Genomic DNA, 23,862 nt, shown 5'->3' on the forward strand with positions numbered 1-23,862 from the left:
TGGGGGGGTAAAACTCCCCTAGCTTAAGTAAATTACAAGCTAGGGAAAGTCTTTATAAGTACCCGTAGATACTTATAGAGTTAAAAGTTCAGTTTAAGTTGATAATCTTAAGCTCAAAATACAATTATGGCGTAGGAGTAACTACCCTAGCAGTTTTGACTTTTACTTTAAATTGCATGGTTTCAGTTGCTTGAGGCGCTAACATATCAATATTATTAGTAATGGCAGTTCCAGTATCAGATGTTGTGCCATTAGTAGTCTCTACAGAATTCGCTACATAGTCAGCCTCATTTGAGAAGTTAGAAAATGCATCTGAGATAACGATATTTTTAATATCAAAACCTATGCCTGTAGGAGAGGTCGTATCAGCAGAAGAAGTATTTTTCGCTTGGACCTTATAAACAATACATTGGCCAGGCGAAACGTCTTTAATGTCAGTACTGACAAAATTCGCAGCAGGAGGTGTACCCACACAATCTGCATTTATCGCTTGGGTTTTCAGCAATGTTAAACCGCGAACAGTTGTTCTATCGGTGACTGAAACCGATTGAGGCGCGCCTTCCTTACCTGGAATCAAGGTGACCACAGTTTCTTCGAATGTAGGAGTGGTAGAGTTTATTGGTGTAAATATTTTTGCATTGGCTGATGACACGTTATATTTAATAGTGACAGTACCATTAGGGGCTATACCATTAGGTAAAGCAGAAAAGAGATCATAGACACCATCGACCGCGGTAATAGTTTTATCCACTACTGTTGGTGTTGTGGTGTCGTTGCCATTTGGATAATAAGTGACAGTGACGCTATTAGGAACTATATTAATTTGGTCTGGCAGGTTACCGTCATTGTCATTGATAGTAAAAGTTAATTCCTCAGCTTTAATGCCCTCGACGTCTTTACCAGTGTTGGTGATGACCGTTTGATGTTTCACTTGACCGAGAGTACCTGAAGTCGGTGAAATCTCTCTGAAAGTTGAACCAGTTAGTGTTAGAGCTCGCTGAATAGTTGCTGAGGATAGTGGCAGTGTTGAGTCATCACCTGGGTTAGCTGGTCGCTGACCGTTGAGGTTATTAATCTCGGTAGTAGGATAGAACGCACCAACATTTTGTTCTCTACTAGTGTCTGTACTATCGATAAGCGTATTATCAGTATTAGGATTGTTATCCAAGTCATCAGTCACTGTCACGTGATTGATAGCTGTTGCAGGAGTAAGTGTGCCTGTCCCTTTTTTGACTTTAAATTCAATAGTTATGTTTTGCCCTACTGGGATATTGATACCAGTAATGTTAAAGCCACTAGTACCTACAGCACCCGTATTAATGGGATCGATAGTGCCTTTAGTCGCAGTAGAACTGGTTTTGATATTAGCTAGTGTTAGTGCCTCTGCCATTACCAGACCATCTGGTAGAATATCTGCAATAGCAATATCAGTAGCATCAGCCGTAAATGCAGTGTTGCCATCGTTGGTGACTACAACTCTATAAGTAGCTGTATCATTATCAAGATTATTGAGGTCTAAGCCATTAATAATCGTCTTAACGATACTAAAGGTAGGAAGCCTTGTAAAAGAGGTGTCAGTATTGATGAGTGTTTTATCTGTACCTAAAAGTGAACTAACCGCAGAGATTTCTAGTGGTTTGGTTTCACCACCTTTGTTACCAGTGGTTTTGGCATTAATAACAAGTACAATATAATGCCCTTTTTCAAGAGGAAAAACTCTGCCACTAGAGGCACCATAGGGCGCATTATCTGTAGTACGAGTTGTATCTTCTACATTAAGCTCGTTATATATCTTATACGAGACAGTAGAGTTGGCCGTATCATAACCGGCAGGAGCTGTTGGCGTCGTGATAGCATAGTTATCAGTGCGGTTACCCGTGTTGGTCAAAGTATGCGTAAACTGAACAAACCCATTAGGCGCTACTTCTTTTCCAGTATTAGTGACAGCAGGAACCAATGAGAATGATGTTTGCTCTGTTACCGTTATTTTTACTGTGTTAGATTCGACTTCTGGTTGAGCCTGACCACTCACATTATAGCTAGCGGTAGCTTTGTTAGTAATCTCTACGCTCGTTGATGTTTTAGACGTCTCTACTGCATTAACAGTCGTGCTCATACCTAGTATAGCAGCGACGCCAATGGCTAATAAGCTGTAATTAAAAGTGCTTGATTTCATATAAAGCTCCGAATTAAAAAGTTCTAGAAGTTACGTTCAAAATAGTAACCAATGTATTTTCAAGAATGACTGTCTTAGTCAACGATGGTATTAAGGGCTACGGCTGCAGATTTATTGGCGGGTAATAACTTGATATTCCAACGTAAGGTACGGTATTCAGAAAAAGGAATTTTTACCATTTTGCCATCGACTTTGCGCATCAGTGGCATATCAGCATAGTTCTTGCCATCGATACTGCCTTGGGCGCTAGCGGGAGATACCTCACCATTAAAAGTCATATTAGCTGGAATGGGCAGGGTAACTGCTAAGTCATTGATATTTTCATTGATGGTATTGCTATAAGTTGCTTTGTACTGAATCACAGTGCCCTTAGGTGCAGTCCGAACTGGTAAGTAACTAATTTTACCTTCACTATTTTTAACGACCTTGTTAGCGGTTAGCTCCATTTTTAGAGCTTCATCTGCATAAGCTGTATTTAACAAAAATACCGATGCTAAACTGGCTAATAAGGCAGTACGTAAAATGTTAAAACCTTTCATATAGTATTCCTTGTTTACAGTATTGTTATTAATGAGACTTAAATGTCATCTTATATGATTCAAAAATCGCAATCAGTAATATATAAAAGTTTAGGTAACATCAAATTTTTTCTTAAGGCTATTGTCACAAACTAAATACAAAATTTCACTATAAATAAGACAAACGGCATTTTGAAGTGACTAAACGGTAGAAGCCCCGTCTTTCAAGATAGGGCTTTTGTTGAAAAAGGCAGAATTTTCAGTGTTGAGAATAATGCAAGAGAAAACTATGACTAAGGATTTGCTGTGGTGCCATATTTGGTATTGAAGTAAAAAACGCGATTGTTTCTTGCATTGATGGTAAGGGTTCTGGTTTTGACTTCACCATTTGCTCCAATAGCTGGATTCTCGGCAGCGTTATAATCAGTGGTTGAAAGTGGTGGGTTGGCAAGTACTGATGTGACTTGAGCGCCGTTTACCCCTTTTTTCTGCAGCACATCTCGCATCACAAAATCGCTGATCACGATATTTGCACGATTGGTGGCGGTAATTCTATAAGCAATACATTGTCCTGGCACAAGATCGTTGATGCTTGCAGAGCTAAATCCTACTCTAGGATCGTTATTGCCTGAAGTATTGATAGCAGGGTCAGTATAGTTGAGTGTAGTAGGACAGTTATTGATGTACTGGGCCTTTTTTAGAACCAGTGCTACGTTTGCTGCGATGACTTTACCGAAGTTATTATCTGGATAATGGTAAGTGGTATTTGCAAATGCAATCACTTTCTTATTACTATTGGTACGGATAGTATAGACATTACCGGTATTATTATTTTTTTCTACTAAACAGAGATTATTGGTATTGCCACTGATGGTAGTAATAGGAACATTTATCTTATATTGACCGATAGTAGGTGTGCTACCATCAACCAATTGCGAACCATAAACAGATCCATTTGTACAGTGAGTAAGCTCAACAGTACTACTAGGAATACCAGCTTCAGCATTAGGTGTAGCGCTATCGAATATACCGTTAAAGTAATTAGCGTTATTAGCATAAGGACCTGTTGTAATATTGGCGTTAGTAGCATTAGCATCTGTGATACCACCATTATCGTTAAAAACAATACCTGAGAAAGTATATTGTGGCGTGTAGCAGTAGCTATCTACTCGAAACTGAAACCTTTGACTTGTAGGAGTAGTTACATTATTAGTATTAGTGTAGCTAAAAGTGACCGATCTGATATCCTCGCTAAATAAGACAGATCCTTGACAATTTGTATCAAGAGCAGCAGTGCAGTTAAATGATGCATTTGTAGAAGAGGTCTGAAGCCCATTTGCCAGCTCAATGACACTGGATCCAGATAGTCTTTGAAAAGTCCCTTTAATCTTAGTGTTGTTTCGGGTTATGCCAGTGATGCTGACTAAATCATCCCAACCTGTCTTATTGCTGCCTATGCTTTTATCAATATCAAACGCGCTTATGGCAACATTATTTAAATAAAGAGAGTCACTATTCCCAGTGTTTTGAAAATCTAAAGTGATATCAGAACGAGATGTTAGATCTTTGAAATTTCTATTAATATCCATAGCCGGATTGGCGCTAGTTCCTGTGATCGTAGTATTATTACCAGAAGTATTAACGTTGATATCTTCAATAGTCATTTTGATTTTCAATGGAATAGACAAACTTGACGTACTTGTCATAGGCTGATAAGTATTTGTGTCAAAACTCTCTTTGAGCTTAGTGTAGTTGCTGTTATCGAATATTCCCTTAGTTGAGCTAGCTGGGCATGCTAGGTTAGCTCCAGGGTTAGGTGCAAGTGCGAATGATGAATTGCTGATCGTAAGAAAAATCATCGCTGTCATCAACGCCAACATTCGATATATATATTCACCAAATAATTGTGAAACTATTACATTTACGAAGCGCTGAGTCTGATACATATTGCTATCCCTATAAACTGATATTCACAAACAACTATTTATGTAAATACGCACGATAAACATAACCAAAAATCTGTGTATATTACGTAATTCATCATATTAAGCAATAATTTTGTAAATTTCCTAGAAAACGGATGAATGGCAGATTTAGTATGACGAAATACATATATTTCTGCTGAATATTATATTTATCACTCATTAGAAAGAATTTCCCAACAAACCTCCCAAATATCTCAAAAAACATAATCACTATTTATTTTAAAAATACTTGTCATATTGGCATTTCTCTATAGCTATAAACAATACGTGAATAAACCCCTATAATAGAGCGTCAATATCATTTGATGATGAAAGTCGCATATCGGCTGTCGTTTACTTTTACTACGATGTCTGTTTGAACCCCATGCCAAGCTACAGTTGCTGATTATTAGCACTGGTCTGTAATAGCCAAGACATATAATGGAATGACGAGATGCAGCAAGGAAGGCATTAGGTAAATCGTTTGCTTACGAAAATATGTATAACTCTGTGATTTAATAATACCCTGCCACCGTGTAGGGATGACTGATAAAAAAGGATTAGAGAAGATGAATTATTACAAGGATGCTGATAGCAGCGAAACGCAGGAATGGCTGCAAGCTTTTGAGTCTGTGATTAAGCATGCTGATAAAGATCGCGCGCAGTTCTTATTAAAAGCCTTATATAATATGGGGGTGCAAGAAGGCCTGCCCTTTAACCGTTTAGATACGGCCTATATCAATACCATCGCCGTTGAAGATGAGCCGATGTACCCAGGTGACTTGACGATCGAGCGCAAGATTCGCGCCTTGATTCGCTACAATGCTTTGGCAATGGTGATGCGCGCCAATAAAAACGATGACGATTTGGGCGGTCATTTAGCCTCATTTGCTTCTAGTGCGACGCTATATGAAACTGGTTTTAACCATTTCTTCCGTGCTGCCAGCGATCATTTCGGCGGCGATATGATTTACTATCAAGGTCACTCAGCGCCAGGTATGTATGCCCGTTCTTATCTAGAAGGTCGCTTGACTGAAGATCAGTTGGATAATTTCCGCCGTGAAGTCGGTGGTAAAGGGTTATCAAGCTATCCACATCCTTATTTGATGCCGGACTATTGGCAGTTCCCAACGGTTTCGATGGGCTTAGGTCCTATCATGTCAATCTACCATGCCCATGTACATCGCTATATGGAAAACCGCAAACTGCTAGAGTCAGAAGGTCGTAAGATTTGGGCGTTCTTAGGTGATGGTGAAACAGATGAGCCAGAAAGCTTAGGTGCTATCTCTCTTGCTGGTCGTGAAAAGCTGGATAACCTGATTTGGGTCGTTAACTGTAACCTGCAGCGCCTCGATGGTCCTGTTCGTGGTAATGGTAAAATTATTCAAGAACTTGAATCCGTGTTTCGCGGTGCAGGCTGGCGAGTGATTAAAGTGGTTTGGGGCGGTAACTGGGACAGTCTGCTTGCTAATGATGATACCGGTGTCCTTAAACACCGTATGGAAGAGACAGTCGACGGTGAGTATCAGCTATATGAAGCGCGCGATGCCAAATTTACCCGTGAGCATTTCTTTAATAAGTATCCTGAATTAAAAGAGATGGCAGATGCCTTAACGGATGAAGATATTTCACGTCTGAACCGTGGTGGTCATGATCCGATGAAGGTTTATGCCGCGTTTAGTGAAGCCATGAAAACCAAAGGTCAGCCGACGGTTATTTTAGTGAAGACGGTCAAAGGCTATGGTCTATCCACCACCCAAGCGGTTAACAAATCGCATCAAGTCAAGAAGCTTGATCAAGAAGCATTGGTATACTTCCGTGACCGTTTTGACTTACCATTTACTGATGAGCAGTTAGAAACGCTTCCGTTCTACCGTCCAGCTGAAGACTCAGCAGAGATGAAGTATCTAAAAGGTCGCCGCGAAGCCTTGGGTGGCCATTTGCCAAATCGCCGTAGTGGTCATATTCCTTTGAATATCCCTGATTTATCTATCTTTGATCGTGTTTTAAAAGGTAGTAACGGTAAAGAACAATCAACCACCATGGTGTTTGTGCGCCTATTATCAGCAATGCTAAAGAACAAAGACATCCAAGATCGCGTTGTACCTATCGTACCTGATGAAGCGCGTACCTTTGGTTTAGAAGGTATGTTCCGTCAATTAGGTATTTACTCTGCCGTTGGTCAAAAGTATACACCTGAAGACAGTGAAGCCTTGATGGGTTATAAAGAAGCCATCGATGGTCATATGTTAGAAGAAGGTATCAACGAAGCGGGTGCAATGAGTGCGTGGATTGCGCTGGCAACCAGTTATTCAGTGAATGCGCTACCGATGATTCCGATGTACATCTACTACTCTATGTTCGGTTTCCAACGCATTGGTGATTTGGCTTGGGCGGCAGGTGATTGTCAAGCACAGGGTTTCTTATTGGGTGCTACGGCAGGTCGCACGACGTTAAATGGTGAAGGCTTGCAGCATCAAGATGGTCATTCGCAAATTTTATTCAACGTCGTTCCTAACTGTGTGAGCTATGATCCGTGCTTTGGTTATGAGTTGGCAGTGATTATGCATGATGGTTTACGCCGCATGTATGCTGAAGGTGAGCGTATTTATTACTATCTCACCGTGATGAATGAGAACTATGAGCAACCTGCAATGCCAGAAGGCGTTGAAGAAGGCATCAAACGTGGTATGTATCTGCTAGAAGATAATGGTTCTGCGCAAGTTCAGCTGTTAGGTTCTGGTGTTATTTTACGTGAAGTGCAAAAAGCGGCACGTATCTTAAAAGACGAGTTTAATATCACATCGAACGTCTGGAGTGTGACCAGCTTTAATGAGTTGACACGTGATGGTATGGCGTGTGATGACTATAATCGTCTACATCCAATGGATGAAGAGCGCGTGCCATGGATTACTGAACAGCTTGCACCGCACGAAGGTGTGGTCGTTGCCGCAACGGATTATATGCGCAACTATTCAGAACAGATCCGTGCTTGGTTGCCAGATAGCCGCCCATATACCACACTAGGTACTGATGGTTATGGTCGCTCTGATACCCGCGAAAATCTGCGTAGTTTCTTCAACGTTGATGCCGCCCATATTGTTGTTGCTACCCTAAAACGCTTGGCTGATGAAGGCGAAGTAGAAATGCGTCTGGTTAAAGACGCGATCTCTAGCTTAAATATTGATATCGATCATCCGCCTGCATGGCAACAACAGCCATATTATGACTATTCTCCAGACGCTCCAGCACCTGGCAACATCAATCCGATTCCTGTACCTGAATTTGTCGCTGAAGATGATGATGAAATCAGCAGTGAAGGTCGCGCCGAAGATCAAGCCGATGCAACCTTACTTAATAATGATGATGTCGAAGAAAAATAACCATAAGACAAGGAAATGAAAAATGGACATTAAAGCCCCCGATTTGGGTGTCGATAGCGCCGAAGTCAGTGAAATTATGGTTGCAGTTGGTGATGTCATTGCAAAAGATGATAATATTATTTTACTTGAGTCAGACAAGGCTTCGGTCGAAGTGCCAAGCTCTGCTGCTGGTAAAGTGACTAAAATCAGTGTTGCGATTGGTGATCAAGTCAGTGAAGGTATGGTGCTAATCGAGCTTGAAAGCGAGACTAATAGTCAAGATGAAAGTCAAAGCGTACAAACACCTGCTGCTGACACTCAAGAGAAATCTCTTGATACTGAGCAAGAAGAACCGCAAAAAGAAGAGCAGAGCGATAAGGTAGCCGTTGAGTCAAATACTGATCAACCTGTTGAGCAAGAAGCAACAGCGACCACGCATGCGCTCCCAGATTTAGGCGTCGATGAAGCGCAAGTATCTGAGATTATGGTCAGTGTTGGCGATATGGTCACTGCTGATCAGTCTATCTTGCTAATCGAGTCAGATAAAGCGTCGGTTGAAGTACCAGCGCCACAAGCCGGCAAAGTTGAGAAAATACTGATACAAGTAGGCGATATGGTTGCCAATGGGCAAGACTTTATTGTCATCATTGGTCAAAGCTCAGACAATGCTAATGCTACGAGTGAAGCCAAAGCACCAGTTGCTCAATCGCAAGATTCAAAACCAGCAGTGAGCGAGCAAAAGACTGATTCAAGTCAGGAAGCTGCTAAACAAGCTACGACTGAGCCTAAACAAGTTGCTAGTACTACTGCAAAAAGCAGTACAGGTAATAAGCTGACCGAAGCACAAGTCAATGAAAAAATGGTTGATGTCTATGCTGGTCCCGCCGTGCGTAAACTTGCCCGTCAGTTGGGTGTGGATATTAGCCAAGTAACAGGTTCAGCACTGAATGCACGTATCTTAAAAGAAGATTTGTTTGCTCATGTGAAGCAAAGCTTGACGACAAAACAAGCTGCACCCGCTACTGGAGCCGGTGTATCTAGAGCCAGCTTACCAAGCTTACCTGATATGAGTAATGTTGAAATTTGGGGCGAAACAGAAACCCAAGACTTAACTCGCTTGCAAAAGGTGTCGATTCCACAGCTGAATTACAACACTTACTTGCCACAGGTGACGCAGTTTGATTTGTCTGATATCACTGAGACAGAGCAGCTGCGTAGTGAGCTTAAAGGCAGTATGAAAGCTGAAGGTGTTGGACTGACAATTTTGGCCTTTATTGTCAAAGCAACGGCTTATGCATTGACCCAGCATCCACGTTTTAACAGTCATTTAAGTGACGACAATACCCAAGTCATCCTACGTAAAAGCGTAAATATGGGGATTGCAGTAGCAACAGATGATGGCTTAATCGTGCCAGTGATTAAAAATGCTCACGAAAAAGGTATCAAGCAAATTGCGATTGAAATCGGCGAATTGGCCATCAAAGCCCGTGATAAAAAGCTAAGTACTAAAGACTTGCAAGGCGCAAGCTTTACCATCTCAAGTCAAGGTATCTTAGGTGGTACGGCGTTTACGCCATTGGTAAACTGGCCACAAGTTGGTATTTTGGGGGCATCAGAAGCGACTATGCAACCGAAATGGAATGCTGCCAAGCAAACTTTTGAGCCGCGCTTGATGTTGCCATTGTCATTATCATATGATCATCGTGTGATTAATGGGGCTGATGCGGCAGTATTCACGCGTTATGTCGCAACATTGCTTGCTGACCCGCGCCGTATTTTGCTATAGGTTTTATTCTTATTTAAATTTTATATAAAAGAAAGACTATCTGCGGATGGTCTTTTTTTATCTCTGTTATTTGATTAGAATATAGATAAATAACAGACACAAAAAAGCCCGCAACTAAGCTGGCTTTTTTTATTCACAATCTTTAGCTTATAACTCTGATAAATTAGAACTGTTTTACAAAGGCAACGCCATAAACCCAAGGACTGATGTCGATTTTGCCAATGTCAGTACCGTTCAAAGTAGCGTCAGTTTTGATGTCCATATAGCGAGCATCAATACGGAAAGACTCAGTGGCAGCAAATGGGATATCAAGACCGATATGACCAGCAACACCAACGCTATCATCAAGCTTTAATTCAGTACCTACAACGTTTGCTTTTTCTTTAAAGAACATCGTGTAGTTTACACCAACACCCACAAACGGTTTTACATTCATAGGTAGGTTATAATCATCGAAGTGATATTGTAGAGAAAGCGTTGGTGGTAAATGCTGAGTTCTACCAGTGATCTCATTATTTAAAGCATCAGTTAAGGTAAAGTCATGATGAAATGGAATGGCAGCGAGTAGTTCAACACCAACGTTATTAGCGATAAAGTATTCACCACTGATGGTTGGACGGACATCACCATCAACATCTACAGCATAGCTTGTGCCCCCTATAGTGACATCACCATTATCATTTTTAGGATCAACATAATGCGCACCAGCGGCAACTGTCCAAGTGCCTGCAGGTACAGCAAAAGCAGTGGTCATAGTAAGTGCAGTAGCAGCGGCTAAAACTAGGGATTGTAGTTTCATCGTTTAATTCCTTAACGTTTAGATAATGGTCGCTAGCTCCTGAGGGATGTCATAAGTTAGCAACATATAATGTTAGGCTAGGGATTAACCTGTAACATCTGCTATCTATTATAGTACAAATACCTTACTAATAGTAAGGTATTAAGCGGAATGTTCAGATATTTATGCGTAAAGTTACAATGAGAAAGGTTTGGATACGTTAAAGTTTATGGCATAACCTATTTCGATTGTAGGTTTTTGCTATTATTGATATACCATTATTTTATAAAGGGATCGGTTATCTATTATGCTTGGCTACTGTAGTAATTCTCCACTGCGCTGTGACAACGCTCTCTCATTGATAGTGTTAGACCAAATAGATTCTTGTTGCCCGATCTGTGGCTTATCCTTGCTACCTGCCCAAAAACGTAGTCATGAGTGGCGCGCTGAAGAGCGGTTATTGCGTATAGCGTTTTTTGCTGTTGCCATCATATTGGTCTTGGTTGTCTACATTTATTATACAAAGTTAGTATAATCAGACTCTCATAACGGCTTTTCTGTTCATCCAAGCTCGGTGTTACACCGCATAGGGACGGCATGCTATTTCAATCTATACGGCGCTTGCGTCTTTTTGTCTATAATATTTTGCAAAACGATGAGCATGATACGCTCTTTAGTCGCTGTGTTGATTATTTCCTTATTTTTTTGATTATGGCAAACGTCACGGCGGTGATTGCAGAGTCTGTTGATACTTGGTACTACCCTTATCAAGAATACTTTACGTGGTTTGAAAATTTTTCTATTGTGATATTTTCTATTGAATATTTACTTCGCACATGGAGCGTTGCTGAAGCCAAGCCAAGCAATACTACATGGCGACAGCGCTGGGATTGGCTAAGAAGTCCATCTGCATTGATTGATTTGATTGCCATTGTCCCTGCCTTTTTGAACTTCTTTGTCAGTATAGACTTGCGTTTCTTGCGTATTTTACGTTTGTTTCGTATTCTTAAATTGACTCGTTATTTTGCCTCATTGCGTATTTTGTTGGTGGTTATTAGTAAGGAAAAAGGCTCCTTCCAAGCGGTTATTTTTATCTTAATAATTATGATTGTGACCGCTTCTAGTGGTATCTATCTAGTAGAAAATCATGCACAGCCAGAAGAGTTTGAATCGATACCAAAAGCCATGTGGTGGGCGGTAGTTACTCTAACAACGGTAGGTTATGGCGATGTGACGCCGATTACCAATGCTGGCAAAATATTAGGCGCTATCATTACTATATTGGGCGTTGGTTTAGCAGCGTTACCTGCTGGTATTTTGGCAACCGGCTTGGCAAATGAGCTCAGTCAGCGCCGTGAAGAGCTTGAGCAAGATTTCAGGGGACAGCTGATTGATAGTGATTTTGATTTGGTTCAAAATCAGATGATGATTGAAAAAATCCGCCGCGAGCTTGGATTAGATAAAGAGCAAGCGCAAGATATTGTGCTGCAAGTGCTGCGTGAGCAAGAGCTTGAGCGCCGTGAAAGAGATGTGCAGCAAAAGAATTTTTGTCCACATTGCGGTGAGCGCTTATAGTAAAGGACGATAGTCAGGGCAAAATAACATTGATGCATCAAGTACTGCTGATATTAATTTTTCTTACTTGCTGTGCCTACGCCGACAAAGGCTGCAAAAAATTTATACCAGCAGTACTGTAGCGTTTTTAAGATATTTTAACTATGCCAGTTATCACAGGCTTTCTTCTGTATCGAATCGCCTATATAAAATTAAAAATGGTCAATGGCTTTGTATCGCGATTGACCATTTTTAAGTAAGCGCGGCATATCTTTTTAGCTATATATGGCTTGCGGGATCGGTAAGGCACGAGCCAATTCATGCGACACTTGTTGCGCCGCTATTGCCAAATCTGTTGCAGGGAGTGGCAGGTTCTGTAACGTTAGATGCCAGTCATCTACTTCTCGGCGCAAATGGGCAACCCACAGCGTCACGCAATCACGTGGCAGCTGCTTTAAATTGACCTCAAAAGAGCGGTTACCTTCATCATCGCTGAGATGAATCTCGCCTTTTTTAACTCTGGTAAAAGGTTGTCCGTAATAGGAGTTGGCAATCAAAGCAATATGCGTGATATGAGCAGGGATTTCATCCAGATATAGTCTGATTTGCTCTTGATCAAGCGGTGCAAGATACATCGCTTGGTCACCGCGGTCTTTACCATTCAAACTATCGCCTTGATGGCATATCGATTCGGCTTTGTCGCGCAGCTGTTTAAACCAAACAATATCGCTGATGGTGCAGTTGTCATCATATAACACGCAAGCCAAATCAAGATCCATGGAGTTTGCATTTTTATTAAAACGCTTCTTTAATTTTTTAAATAAGCCTGTGCGCTCAACCTTGGTAAATTCATAATTCAGACCAAAAAATAAAGTTCCTGCGTCCAAACCCAACCCTCTTAAGCTGTCTGAAAGTAGTGGCGATGGGGTAGTGGTCGACATAGTAATCCTTTTGATACTTGGTTTTTTTATGAATGAGTTAGGTAGATGTAGAAGCTATAAAAGTGCTTGTAAGAATGGCGTAAAAAATTAGATATCTTCCACTACTTTATCTAATACCGCTTGATAAAGCAGCCCCGGCTTGGCATTCAGCAGCCCATTACCAAAACCTCGTAACCACCAAACCAGCTGAGAAGTTAGATTCACCGTTGCTTGTATGGTCAAGGTTTCATCGTTATTGATGCTCACAATTTGGTCATCACTGAGCTTACTTTCTGTTAAGCTTTTGCCAGCTTGTTTGGTAAATTGTAGCTCAATCGCTGTATATTTGCCATGATTGGGCAGTTGGCGGAATAAGGGGTGGCTAAAGCCCATACCACCTGCATCCAGATAGTTATCCAACTGAAAATTATCAGGCGTTTTTGCTGCGCTCTCTAATATCTCAACACTGGCAAATCGATGTAGGGCAAAGGTGCGAATGATAGTTTCGCTATCATCAGTGCGGGTCGCGAGCAGATAAATAATCACCCCACGCTGAATAATAGCAATAGGGTTTAAGGTATATTCGCTGGCTTGGGATTTGTTGCTACGGGTATAGCTGGCTTTGATTTGTAATTGATAAAATAAAGCATGATAAATATTATCTTTACTGTCCAAATCAATGTGCGGTGCAATCAAAGGCTGGGTCGCGGGTTCAATACGAACCCTATCAATCCATGAATGGGTTACTTTGCTGTTTTTAAGTTGGCGACGTGCCAAATCAAACCAAGGAAATAACTCATCTAAAATAACTGGCGGTAGCAGCTGGCTTAGATTGGCTTCCACCATATTAAAGGCAACCGCTTGTGATAGATTCATATGCGGCAAGCTTTGAAGCGGCGCATCGTCTTCCCAGCGCCAACCTTGTGGATTGGCGTTATTTTTTTCGATAGGAAAACGTTTGGCAAGGGCGTTTAAGTCGCGCTGTACTGTGCGCAAACTGATATCAAAACCTGCCAGTATCAGCTGCTCGTAGACATGAGTGGTGCCGACCCAGCGATTACGTTTTAATTGCGACAACACTTGCCACTGCCGCGCTGTTGTCGCAGCGCCATGACGACTATCGGCTGCATCATCAGCGGCTTTATTGTCTGAAAGTGCAACAGCGTTTGCTTGCTCATCAGTAGCCTGTTGAGTGTCGCGATTATCGTTGTCAGTATGAGCAATGTCGGTATGAGATACAGTCATGAAAAGATAACCTTTGTAATGTCACGATTATAAAGTCAGCGGGTTATTCACATTAGTATGAGCATGAAAGGACATCGGCAGATGGTTATTATATAGCATTGCAGAGAGCACCCTAATATCTAGCGTGCTTCATCTATAATAACTTTTTCTACGATAGTGTCGTTATCCTCTTTAATAAGCTGTTCTTTAATAGCCTTTTCTTTCTTAGAGACTTTATTCTTATCTTCTTTTTTTTGGCGTTTCTTTTTGGCTTTCTTTTTTGATTTTTTATCGTCAATATCATCATCTGTATTTTGGTTTTCATCCCATAGCATCAAACGACTTAAGACTTTACCAAACAACGTCTCTTTGCGGTAGCGACTTTTCTTATTCACTGTATCGACAGGTAATCCCGTCATTAATGTGAGCGCTTCACTGAGCGTGTGCACCCCATATATATGAAAGCTACCTGCTTTTACAGCAGTAATGATATCGTCGCGCAGCATAAGCTGTTTGACGTTTGCCATAGGAATGACCACGCCTTGCTGTCCAGTCAATTCTTGCTCGCGGCACGCATCAAAGAAACCTGCAATCTTGGAATTGATGCCGCCGACGGCTTGTACTTCACCAAGCTGATTCATAGAACCTGTAATAGCAAGGGATTGATTAATCGGTACGTTTGCTAAGGCAGATAACAGGGCACAGCCCTCACTGACAGTCGCGCTATCACCATCAATATGCGCATAGCTTTGCTCAAAAGCCAGTGAAGCACTAAAATTTAGTGCATGGTGCTGACTAAATAACGCTCGTAAGTAGCTCGTCATAATCAGCATACCTTTGGCGTGCAAGCTACCGCCCAAATCAACATCACGCTCGATATCTAGGATTTCACCCGTACCGATATTTGGCTGAATGACCGCTGTGAGACGGGCAGGCATGCCAAACTCACTATCGGCATAGCTTACCACTGTTAAGGCGTTGACTTGCCCAACTGCCTCTCCTTGAGTTTGAATAAGCTGCTGACCGTTTTTGAGCTCATCCCAATAGAGGTCGCGCAAATATCCTGAGCGCTCATCCATATCTTCAATAGCTTGTACCACATGTTTGGCACTGACGATATCCTGTCCGCCCAAACGCGCATGGCGATTGGATTCATGCAACAGCTTAATAAGCAAATCACTGTGCAGACTTAGACGGTCTTGATCCTCTGCTTGCAGACTTAAATGCTCAAGTAGAGCAGCTTGTGCCCTTCTATCAAATGGATAAAGATTGGCGTAATCAATGATATCTGCCATCTTTCCGACCAACGCGAGCTCGTGCTCATGAGTACGAACCACATCATCGTGGAAGTCAGCACGTACCTTAAATACCGCATCAAACTCCGGCTCAAGCTCCAGTAATTCGTAATACAAATCAGCTTCACCCAATAAAATGACCTTTATATCAAGATCAATGGGCGCAGGAGATAAAGATAAGCTACCTGTTAAGGTCAGCATTTGCTCAAGACTTGAGAGTTTAATTTTACGAGACTGTAGTGCACGCTTAAGACCTTGCCACGCATAAGGATGCTCAAGCAAATGACTCGCTTCAAGCAGTAAGTAACCTCCATTAGCACGATGTAAAGCGCCGGCACGAATCATGCTGACATCGGTCGTAACCGTACCTAATTGAGTGATTTGCTCTACATGACCTAATAAATTTAAGTGAGTAGGCAAGTCTTCAAAGATAACGGGCGCACCACTATCAGGCTCATGACTGCTAATAACATTGACCGCATATCTACTAGGCGTCGTGGCGAGCAATGCCGTTACAAACTCTTCATCATCTCCATTAACGATACGCTCGACATGAGTAACCATATCGGCAAAGACTACTTTTAGATACTCAACGACCAGTGGTTGAGCACTGAACTGCTCATAAATAGGGGTAAATAACGGCTGTAGTGCCCGTTTGGCAATATTGCGATGTAGCGACTCGATGGCATCATTGGCTTCATCTTCTAATTGCTCTAAAGCAATCGTCAGCTGACTCAGCCGTCTTTGCATATGATTTTTTTGAGCAAAATTATTTAGCTCAGTTTCATATTCGCTGCTATATGAACTATCATTAGCCTTAATATCGCTCTCATCGGTGCTAGCGGTTGCCGCTTCCTTATTGTCATTGATAAGGGTATTGTTTTTATGACTATTAGAGAGTTTGTCTTCTTTATCATCCATATCGCTCGTTTCTGTTGCAAGCTGGCTTGGATGAACAAAAACGGCTTTATTATCAAACGGCCGAAACGTTAACGCTAGATCATACTGCTTGCCCTCAGCATTGAGCACATCATAGGCGTGACTTTCCTTTTGATGTGTGTCATTTTTGATGGCTTCTATCTTGCTTTGATACTGATCGCTGCGAAAGCGTTGACTCAGCCGTTTTTTGGCTTGTTGCCACAAAGTATTGACTTGGTGTTGCAAGACAGCGGCCTGACCAGCAGGTAAGCGTAGTGCTAACGGAGTCCGAGGGTCAGTGAAGTTGTGTACATATACCCAATCATCCGGCGTCGGTGCATCGGCTGCGATAAGACTGAGCAAGCGACTAATCACCGTACGTTTACCTAAACCATTCTCGCCAGCCGCAAACACATGATAGCCACTAGCATGAATATCGAGTGCCGTATGCAATGCCTTAAGCGCCCGCTGTTGCCCAAAACCAATATCTAAATCGGGTGCGCTACGAGTATCGGCTGGCAGCAGACTGGGTTTACTATAGCGCTTAAGCTGGTTTGTCGCGACGAGGCAGCGCTGACTGACTTCTATGAATATAGGATGAGGTGTAATAGGCGCATCAGTAGCGTTAGGGATATTTTCTTTTTCTACCGACTTACGAGCCGTTTTTTTACGTTTTAAGCTTTTATCCAATTTCTTCTTATCTAAGGAATTTTTATCCAATGATTCCTTATTGGCTGAGGGCTCTTCATGGGGATGCTTGTTACTTGAGTCACTAATAGGCATCATAGCCTCTGCGGTATTATCGCTAATGTCTTGTTGGTCTTTATTCAGGGGTATGTTTGTCTGTTCTGTCATAGGAATAGGGTCAGTCGCTTAAAAGTATTAAATGATGATTGATTTTGGTTTTTTTGATGTGGCAATGAATACATTAGCATTTATAGTAATAGAACATCTTACAAGATATCGCTGTTTTTTGAAGCAATCATTGAGCGCAATTTTGTATCATGGGCAATTATGTCTTAGCCAATAAAAGTGTACTAATAGTAATTATAAAACGATAATAGTAGAACAGTTAAAGAAGAATAACAGCTCAATATAGGCGTAGATAGTATAAGATGACGCACATTGGCGCAATCTGCAACTATTCAATAAGCAGCCTGCATGATAAAATAGACGGTTCACATGTCAAAAACGGATAAACCCTTGTATGTCAGACTCCACTAAAGCTTCTTTATCCTCTGCTAACATGGGTAATATCCATATTGATCCGACAGGCTTTGTAAAGCTTGGCGCACAATTACCGACATTGGCGAATATCTTAGCGCAAGCAATAGACGAGTTGGGTCTAACATTGAGTGCCCAGCAGCAGCGCAGCTTATTATTGTATTTAGACCAGCTTTTATTATGGAATAAAGCGTATAATCTGACCGCGATTACTGATCCGGTAGAAGCACTTATCAAACATGTTATCGATTGTTTGGCTATTATAACCCATTTACCCTCGGGGTCGCTGCTCGATATTGGTACGGGCGCAGGTTTGCCGGCAGTGATTATTGCTATTTGTCAGCCTGAGCGCTCATGTACAGCGCTTGATAGCAATCAGAAAAAAATCCGCTTTATTAAGCAAGTGAGCAGTGAGCTTGGTTTGAGTAATATGCAGCCTATCGCATCGCGCATTGAAGCGCACGAGGCAAGCTATGATGTGATTACTTCTCGAGCATTTGCCAGTTTGATAGATTTTGTTGCAGTTGCCGAGCCGCGATTGGCAGATAATGGCTATCTATGTGCGATGAAAGGCAAAGCGCCAAGTGAAGAAGAGTTAGACGCTTTAAGTAACGATTGGCAGTTTAAGACCATTAAATTAAACGTGCCACGTTTACATGATAGTCGTCATTTAATTGAATTGTCTTATAAAAATGTCTAAGCTATGAGCACAGCATTTACCATGAAACTATCTTTTTTATGGTAAATGCTGTGCTCATGTTTATGTTTTCAGTAAAAGAGCATGTTAATAAAATTAGTAACAGATCCTAATTAAATTGAGTGAGTGTATGGAAATCATAGCGATTGCGAATCAAAAAGGCGGAGTGGGTAAGACCACAACGGCGGTAAATTTGACCGCCAGCTTGGCTGCCAAACGCAAGCACGTACTGCTCATTGACTTAGACCCACAGGGTAATGCGACCAGTGGTACGGGTGTCGATAAGAATGAGTTGGCACTGACGATAGCAGATGTGTTCCTTGATGGGGTGGCTTTATCTGACGCTATTGTTAACAGTCCGGCAGGATTCGATGTCATCGGTGCCAATCGTGATTTGGCGGGTATGGACATCACTTTGATGAGCAAAACCAACAGCCATGAGTTATTTAAAACGGCAATGGCAGATTTAGTTGAAGCTCAAAAAGCGGCACAAAAACTTGCCTATGATTATGTGATTATAGACTGCGCGCCCAGCTTAAATTTATTGACAATTAATGCGTTGGTAGCGACTGATAGCGTTATTATTCCGATGCAATGCGAGTATTATGCACTAGAAGGCTTGGCGGATTTGTCTCAAACGATAGAGCGTTTAACAGAGTTGAACCCTAAGTTATATATTCGCGGTGTGGTCAGAACGCTATTTGATGCACGCAATACGCTCGCCCGTGATGTGTCTGCTGAACTGGAAGCGCACTTTGGTGAGATCATGTATCAAACCATTATTCCAAGAAATATCCGTTTGGCTGAAGCGCCTGCGCATGGTCTACCGGTCATTGCTTATGAGAGATGGTCAAAGGGCGCACGTGCTTATCAGAAATTGGCCGCTGAAGTCATGAAACAAAGTCGATAGTTATGTGGTTATAAGAGAAAATGATCAATTATAAAAAATAATGGATCACTGGAGTAATCAGCCAGATAACAAAATTGTGCACATCGTATTTATTATTGAATTTAAAACATTTGGCTTTTATTTTAGCGTTAGAGGATAGGTAATCATGGCGAAGAAAAGAGGGTTGGCTGCCAATCGAGGTTTAGACGCCTTATTAGGGTCAATCAAAAAAGAAAAGCAAATCACCGCCTCTGCCTTGCAAGACGATATAGCCGTGCGTGAGCAGGCTTTACCAGCTGATCCAATAGAGACAAAAGCGACGGTCAAAACTGCCGCTAATGCAAAATCTACTGCCGCTTCTGAGTCAAAAGATGCCAATCAACGTAAAGCTCGTACACCGCGTACAGTAAGTAAAAATACTGCCAATGGCAATCGTGTAAACGTGAGTGAAAGTAACGGTTCTGAAGACCAAATCAGTTTGGTGCAAATCGATGTTACCCGTTTGCAGGCTGGTAAGTATCAACCGCGTCGTGACATGAGTGAAACGGCACTGGCAGAATTGGCATCTTCTATCGAACAGCATGGTGTCATGCAGCCTATTGTTATTCGTCCATTACTCGCCACAGAAGATAAAAGCGAAGCTTTTGTTACGCACGAGATCATCGCCGGTGAACGCCGCTGGCGTGCGGCGAAAATGGCAGGCAAGTCAGTCATTCCAGCGATTGAGCGTGCTTTGTCAGATGAGCTGGCGATTGCCCTCGCATTAATTGAAAATATCCAGCGTGAAGATCTATCCGTGATTGAGCAAGCAGCAGCATTACAGCGTTTTCATACTGAATTTGGTATGAGTCACGCTATGATTGCTGAAGTCGTGGGTAAAGCACGTACTACCGTATCAAACCTTCTGCGCTTAAACCAGTTGCACGACACGGTCAAAGATCACCTAGCTACTAGCGCCTTAGATATGGGTCATGCGCGTACGCTTTTAGCGTTATCATCTGAGCAGCAGCCTATCATTGCTCAAAAAATCATCGATGGTGGTATGACCGTACGCGAAGCTGAAAAGCTTGTTAAATCTATTTTGCAGCCAGCGCCAAAAGCCAGTCGCATCGAACAAGTACAGTCTCGTGATGTTGAGCGTTTGACGCAGCGACTAACAGATATGCTCGGCGCTGAAGTGAAGCTTAAGCATAAAAAAGACGGGCAGGGTAGTGTTGAGATATTCTTCCACAGTCAAGATCAATTAGCCGCTTTAATTAAGCATATGGAAGCACAGGCTTAAAATATTGCGTGTGTATTTAATCTAATGCTTATTTAAATAGTCTTGATGACCGCTATTTTTATCAAAATATAGAAGAGAGTTGATATGTGGGAGTTGGTAAAAGCGGGTGGTTGGCTGATGACACCTATTGTGTTGTGCTCTATTTTAGCATTGGTGATTATTATTGAGCGTAGCCATACCTTACAGTTTAACAAGGTTGCCCCAAATAGATTGCGTGAGCAGCTGATTACTCGCCTCCGTGAAAATGGTGACATTGGTCGTACGCAGCTAATGAATGTCAAAGAAAAGACTGCGTTAGGTGATATCCTAGCAACGGGTTTGCTCTATCGTCAATACGGCTTAGAGTCGATGACGATGCATATGCAAAATCGTGCAAGCGTACAAGTCCATCAGTTAGAAAAAAATATCAATATGCTTGGTACTATCGGAGCGATTGCCCCTTTACTTGGCCTGTTAGGTACAGTACTGGGTATTATCTCATCGTTCTTAGCGATTACTGATGGTGCGATGCAAGACCCAACAATGCTTGCTGCAGGGGTGTCGCAAGCTCTGATTACGACTGCGGCTGGCATGATAGTTGCCATCCCAGCGTTGGTAGCCTATCGCTATTTTCAGCGCCGTATCATCGATATCAATGCGCAATTTGAAACCCAAGCAGGATTGATGGTTCAAGAGTTATACGATTATCAACTGTTAGAAAACACCCATATTCCTAATACATCTAAGCAAGTTACTCATGCTGCAGTAGATGATAGCATAAGAGATCAGCACTCAATTGACAGATTTGGTTTAGATGAAACGGCAACGGCTACTCTATAGTTGTGTTTTTAGCAGCTCCATCGTGGCATTGTGAAAACGCTATATTGGTCAGATTAGTATCGAATATCACGACTATTGAAGAGAGTGACATGCGCTTTAGAAAACCAACCGTTGAGCCGCTTGAAATTAATCTGACCCCGATGATTGATTGTTTATTATTTTTAATCGTGTTTTTGCTACTAGCAACCTCGTTCAATCACTTTAGCCGCTTAAATATTATTTTGCCTGAAGCGGAAGGTGTGGCACTGACCGACGATAAAAACAGTATTGAGGTAGCCGTGCAAGAAGATGGCAGCTATTTGGTCAATGGTATTACCCTTGCCAGCAGCAATGAAGCTGAACTCACCAGTATGTTGCAGCAAGAGGCGGGCAGTAATCGTGATATGCTATTTGTGATTGCCGCTGATGCCAATGCCACACATCAATCAGTGGTAAGAGTGATGGATATCGCTGGCAAATTGGGCTTTTTAAATATAAACATCAGTACCGTTGTACCACTTGGTCAAGCGTTACCGCAATAAATCTGAATAAGCTTGGCTTATAGCGTGTTCTCAGTATTAAGCACCATCACTCTTTTTTATGGCTATATACATCATTGCAAGTTACTGCTTTATTAGTGCCATTCACTCTCGTTCTTATACCTATATTGAGGCTTTTATGAGCCAAGCTTACCAACCTGACTCTACAAAAACTTCTGCTAAAACACCAGTAGCACCAACAGTGGCGACGTTAAATCCGCCTAAACGCAAGACGCTCATGCGTTTACTGGCTTATTTAAAACCATACTGGTGGGCAATATTGCTCACTATTATCGGTTTTGCTATTAATGCCGCCACCGAGATTTGGATTGCTAAACTCTTGCAATACATCACCGATGCTATCAATCAGAACGATCAAAGTAAGCAGGATTTATTTCCGTTTATTATTGTGATGCTGTTCTTTGTGCGCGGTGTGGGTAGCTTTTTAGGTAATTACTATACGGCATTGGTGTCACGAAATTTGGTCTATGAGCTGCGCGTAGAGGTGTTTAATAAGTTACTGCGTTTGCCAAGCTCATTCTATTTGGCCAATCCGGCAGGGACGATTTCGTCTAAGCTTATTTTTGATGTTGAGCAGGTGACCGCTGCCAGTACCGACTCAATGAAAACGTTATTACGTGACGGTCTGACCGTGGTTGCCTTGATGGGCTTTTTGCTTTATAGCAACTGGCGTTTGACGCTGATTTTATTCGTTGTGCTGCCACCGATTCTATGGCTTATCCGGGTTGCCTCAAAGCGTTATTTGAAGCTTTCCAAAGGTATTCAAGAAACGATGGGTGATGTCAGTCATATCACCAATGAAGTCATCAATGGTTATCAGGTGGTCAAGAATTATGGTGGACAAGTATACGAGTCTAAGCGCTTTGATGTGACGTCTAAGAAAAACCTACGCCAAGGCATGAAGGTTGTTGTGACCAATAGTATCAATACCCCAGCGGTACAGTTATTGATGGCAATGGCAATGGCAGTCGTGGTTTGGCTAGCGCTACGCCCTGCGGTGATAGACGATATCTCAGCAGGTCAGTTTATCTCTTATATCGCAGCAGCAGGTCTCTTAAGTAAGCCAGTACGCTCATTGACGGATGTCAATCAACAGTTACAGAGAGGGCTTGCAGCTGGTGAATCGATATTTGCTTTATTAGATGAGCCGGAAGAAGCAGATACTGGTGTGCTTAGTCCTACCTTGGCAGGTGAGATTAAACTGGATAATGTCAGCTTGGTTTATCCAGACTCAACCGTGGCACTACACGACTTTAATTTGGATATACGTGCAGGCGAGACAGTAGCGCTCGTTGGACGTAGTGGCGCGGGTAAATCATCTTTAGTCAATTTACTCACACGTACATTAACCACTTCTTCAGGGCAGATTACGCTAGACGGTATGCCCATTGAAGACATTAAGCTTGAAAGCTTACGTGCCCAGATTGCGATGGTCAATCAGCAAGTGGTACTGTTTAATACCACTGTGTTTAATAATATTGCTTATGGCAGTTTGGCTCATAAAACTCCAGCTGAAGTTGAGCAAGCAGCAAAAGATGCTTTTGCTCATGATTTTATTATGCAAATGCCAAATGGCTATCAAAGTGAAATCGGTGCTGAAGGTTTACAACTCTCTGGCGGTCAGCGTCAGCGTCTATCGATTGCACGTGCTCTGCTAAAAGATGCGCCAATTTTGATATTGGATGAAGCTACTAGTGCTTTAGATAATGAGTCAGAATATTATATACAAAAAGCGCTCGATAATATTATGAAGAATCGCACAACATTGGTTATTGCGCATCGATTGACTACAATTGAGTCCGCCGACCGTATTGCTGTACTAGATGGTGGTCAGATTGTTGAGCTTGGTACCCATACTCAGCTGATGCAATTGCATGGTCATTATGCGCAGATGTATGCGCGTGATTTTGAATAATT

The 23,862-nt window shown here is 42.0% G+C and carries 16 protein-coding genes; 9 read left to right on the forward strand and 7 right to left on the reverse strand.

Features of this window, described 5'->3' with window-relative positions; translation table 11 throughout:
- Positions 1-124: 124 nt before the first annotated feature.
- The 3 genes from PCRYO_RS05395 to PCRYO_RS05405 form a co-directional block, all read right to left on the reverse strand.
- Positions 125-2,176, reverse strand: a complete 2,052-nt coding sequence (locus PCRYO_RS05395) for a hypothetical protein (protein WP_011513384.1) — start codon at positions 2,174-2,176, stop codon at positions 125-127.
- Positions 2,177-2,250: 74 nt separating this feature from the next.
- Positions 2,251-2,715 carry a hypothetical protein gene (locus PCRYO_RS05400; protein ID WP_011513385.1) on the reverse strand — a complete coding sequence of 155 codons (465 nt, stop codon included), beginning with the start codon at positions 2,713-2,715 and terminating at the stop codon, positions 2,251-2,253.
- Between the two features lie 272 nt (positions 2,716-2,987).
- On the reverse strand, positions 2,988-4,640 hold the full coding sequence (locus PCRYO_RS05405) for a hypothetical protein (protein ID WP_011513386.1): 1,653 nt from the start codon (positions 4,638-4,640) through the stop codon (positions 2,988-2,990).
- A gap of 587 nt (positions 4,641-5,227) precedes the next feature.
- Between PCRYO_RS05405 and aceE the strand changes: the two genes are divergently transcribed.
- Together aceE and PCRYO_RS05415 are read left to right on the forward strand one after the other, a co-directional pair.
- Positions 5,228-8,041 carry a pyruvate dehydrogenase (acetyl-transferring), homodimeric type gene (aceE, locus tag PCRYO_RS05410; protein WP_011513387.1) on the forward strand — a complete coding sequence of 938 codons (2,814 nt, stop codon included), beginning with the start codon at positions 5,228-5,230 and terminating at the stop codon, positions 8,039-8,041.
- Positions 8,042-8,063: 22 nt separating this feature from the next.
- Entirely contained in the window at positions 8,064-9,806 is a 1,743-nt protein-coding gene (locus tag PCRYO_RS05415) for a 2-oxo acid dehydrogenase subunit E2 (protein WP_011513388.1), read from the forward strand.
- Between the two features lie 163 nt (positions 9,807-9,969).
- Here the strand turns inward: PCRYO_RS05415 and PCRYO_RS05420 are convergent, their stop codons facing one another.
- Entirely contained in the window at positions 9,970-10,605 is a 636-nt protein-coding gene (locus tag PCRYO_RS05420) for an OmpW/AlkL family protein (protein WP_011513389.1), read from the reverse strand.
- Positions 10,606-11,181: 576 nt separating this feature from the next.
- On the opposite strand from PCRYO_RS05420, the gene PCRYO_RS05425 reads away from it, so the two are divergent.
- On the forward strand, positions 11,182-12,159 hold the full coding sequence (locus tag PCRYO_RS05425) for an ion transporter (RefSeq protein ID WP_011513390.1): 978 nt from the start codon (positions 11,182-11,184) through the stop codon (positions 12,157-12,159).
- A 254-nt stretch (positions 12,160-12,413) separates the two neighbouring features.
- Here PCRYO_RS05425 and PCRYO_RS05430 read toward each other — a convergent pair whose 3' ends face one another.
- The 3 genes from PCRYO_RS05430 to PCRYO_RS05440 all read right to left on the reverse strand — a co-directional run bounded on the left by PCRYO_RS05430 (position 12,414) and on the right by PCRYO_RS05440 (position 17,350).
- Complete coding sequence (locus PCRYO_RS05430; RefSeq protein WP_011513391.1) at positions 12,414-13,079, reverse strand: TerD family protein; 666 nt, start codon at positions 13,077-13,079, stop codon at positions 12,414-12,416.
- Between the two features lie 87 nt (positions 13,080-13,166).
- Complete coding sequence (locus PCRYO_RS05435; protein ID WP_011513392.1) at positions 13,167-14,303, reverse strand: helix-turn-helix transcriptional regulator; 1,137 nt, start codon at positions 14,301-14,303, stop codon at positions 13,167-13,169.
- A 119-nt stretch (positions 14,304-14,422) separates the two neighbouring features.
- Positions 14,423-17,350, reverse strand: a complete 2,928-nt coding sequence (locus tag PCRYO_RS05440; protein ID WP_011513393.1) for an ATP-binding protein — start codon at positions 17,348-17,350, stop codon at positions 14,423-14,425.
- A 352-nt stretch (positions 17,351-17,702) separates the two neighbouring features.
- Between PCRYO_RS05440 and rsmG the strand changes: the two genes are divergently transcribed.
- The 6 genes from rsmG (at position 17,703) to msbA (ending at position 23,860) form a co-directional block, all read left to right on the forward strand.
- Positions 17,703-18,419 (forward strand): 16S rRNA (guanine(527)-N(7))-methyltransferase RsmG, encoded by a 717-nt coding sequence (gene rsmG, locus PCRYO_RS05445; protein ID WP_011513394.1) that lies wholly within the window; start codon positions 17,703-17,705, stop codon positions 18,417-18,419.
- 127 nt (positions 18,420-18,546) lie between these two features.
- Positions 18,547-19,326: a ParA family protein gene (locus PCRYO_RS05450; RefSeq protein WP_011513395.1), complete on the forward strand. Its 780-nt coding sequence runs from the start codon at positions 18,547-18,549 to the stop codon at positions 19,324-19,326.
- A gap of 145 nt (positions 19,327-19,471) precedes the next feature.
- A complete protein-coding gene (locus PCRYO_RS05455; protein WP_011513396.1) occupies positions 19,472-20,587 on the forward strand; it encodes a ParB/RepB/Spo0J family partition protein in 1,116 nt (371 codons plus the stop codon).
- 84 nt (positions 20,588-20,671) lie between these two features.
- Complete coding sequence (locus PCRYO_RS05460; RefSeq protein ID WP_011513397.1) at positions 20,672-21,406, forward strand: MotA/TolQ/ExbB proton channel family protein; 735 nt, start codon at positions 20,672-20,674, stop codon at positions 21,404-21,406.
- Positions 21,407-21,495: 89 nt separating this feature from the next.
- Positions 21,496-21,927: an ExbD/TolR family protein gene (locus tag PCRYO_RS05465; protein ID WP_020443268.1), complete on the forward strand. Its 432-nt coding sequence runs from the start codon at positions 21,496-21,498 to the stop codon at positions 21,925-21,927.
- 136 nt (positions 21,928-22,063) lie between these two features.
- Positions 22,064-23,860 (forward strand): lipid A export permease/ATP-binding protein MsbA, encoded by a 1,797-nt coding sequence (gene msbA, locus PCRYO_RS05470; protein WP_011513399.1) that lies wholly within the window; start codon positions 22,064-22,066, stop codon positions 23,858-23,860.
- Positions 23,861-23,862 lie beyond the last annotated feature (2 nt).

Origin of the sequence: Psychrobacter cryohalolentis K5 (assembly GCF_000013905.1) — a bacterium.
GTDB lineage: Bacteria > Pseudomonadota > Gammaproteobacteria > Pseudomonadales > Moraxellaceae > Psychrobacter > Psychrobacter cryohalolentis.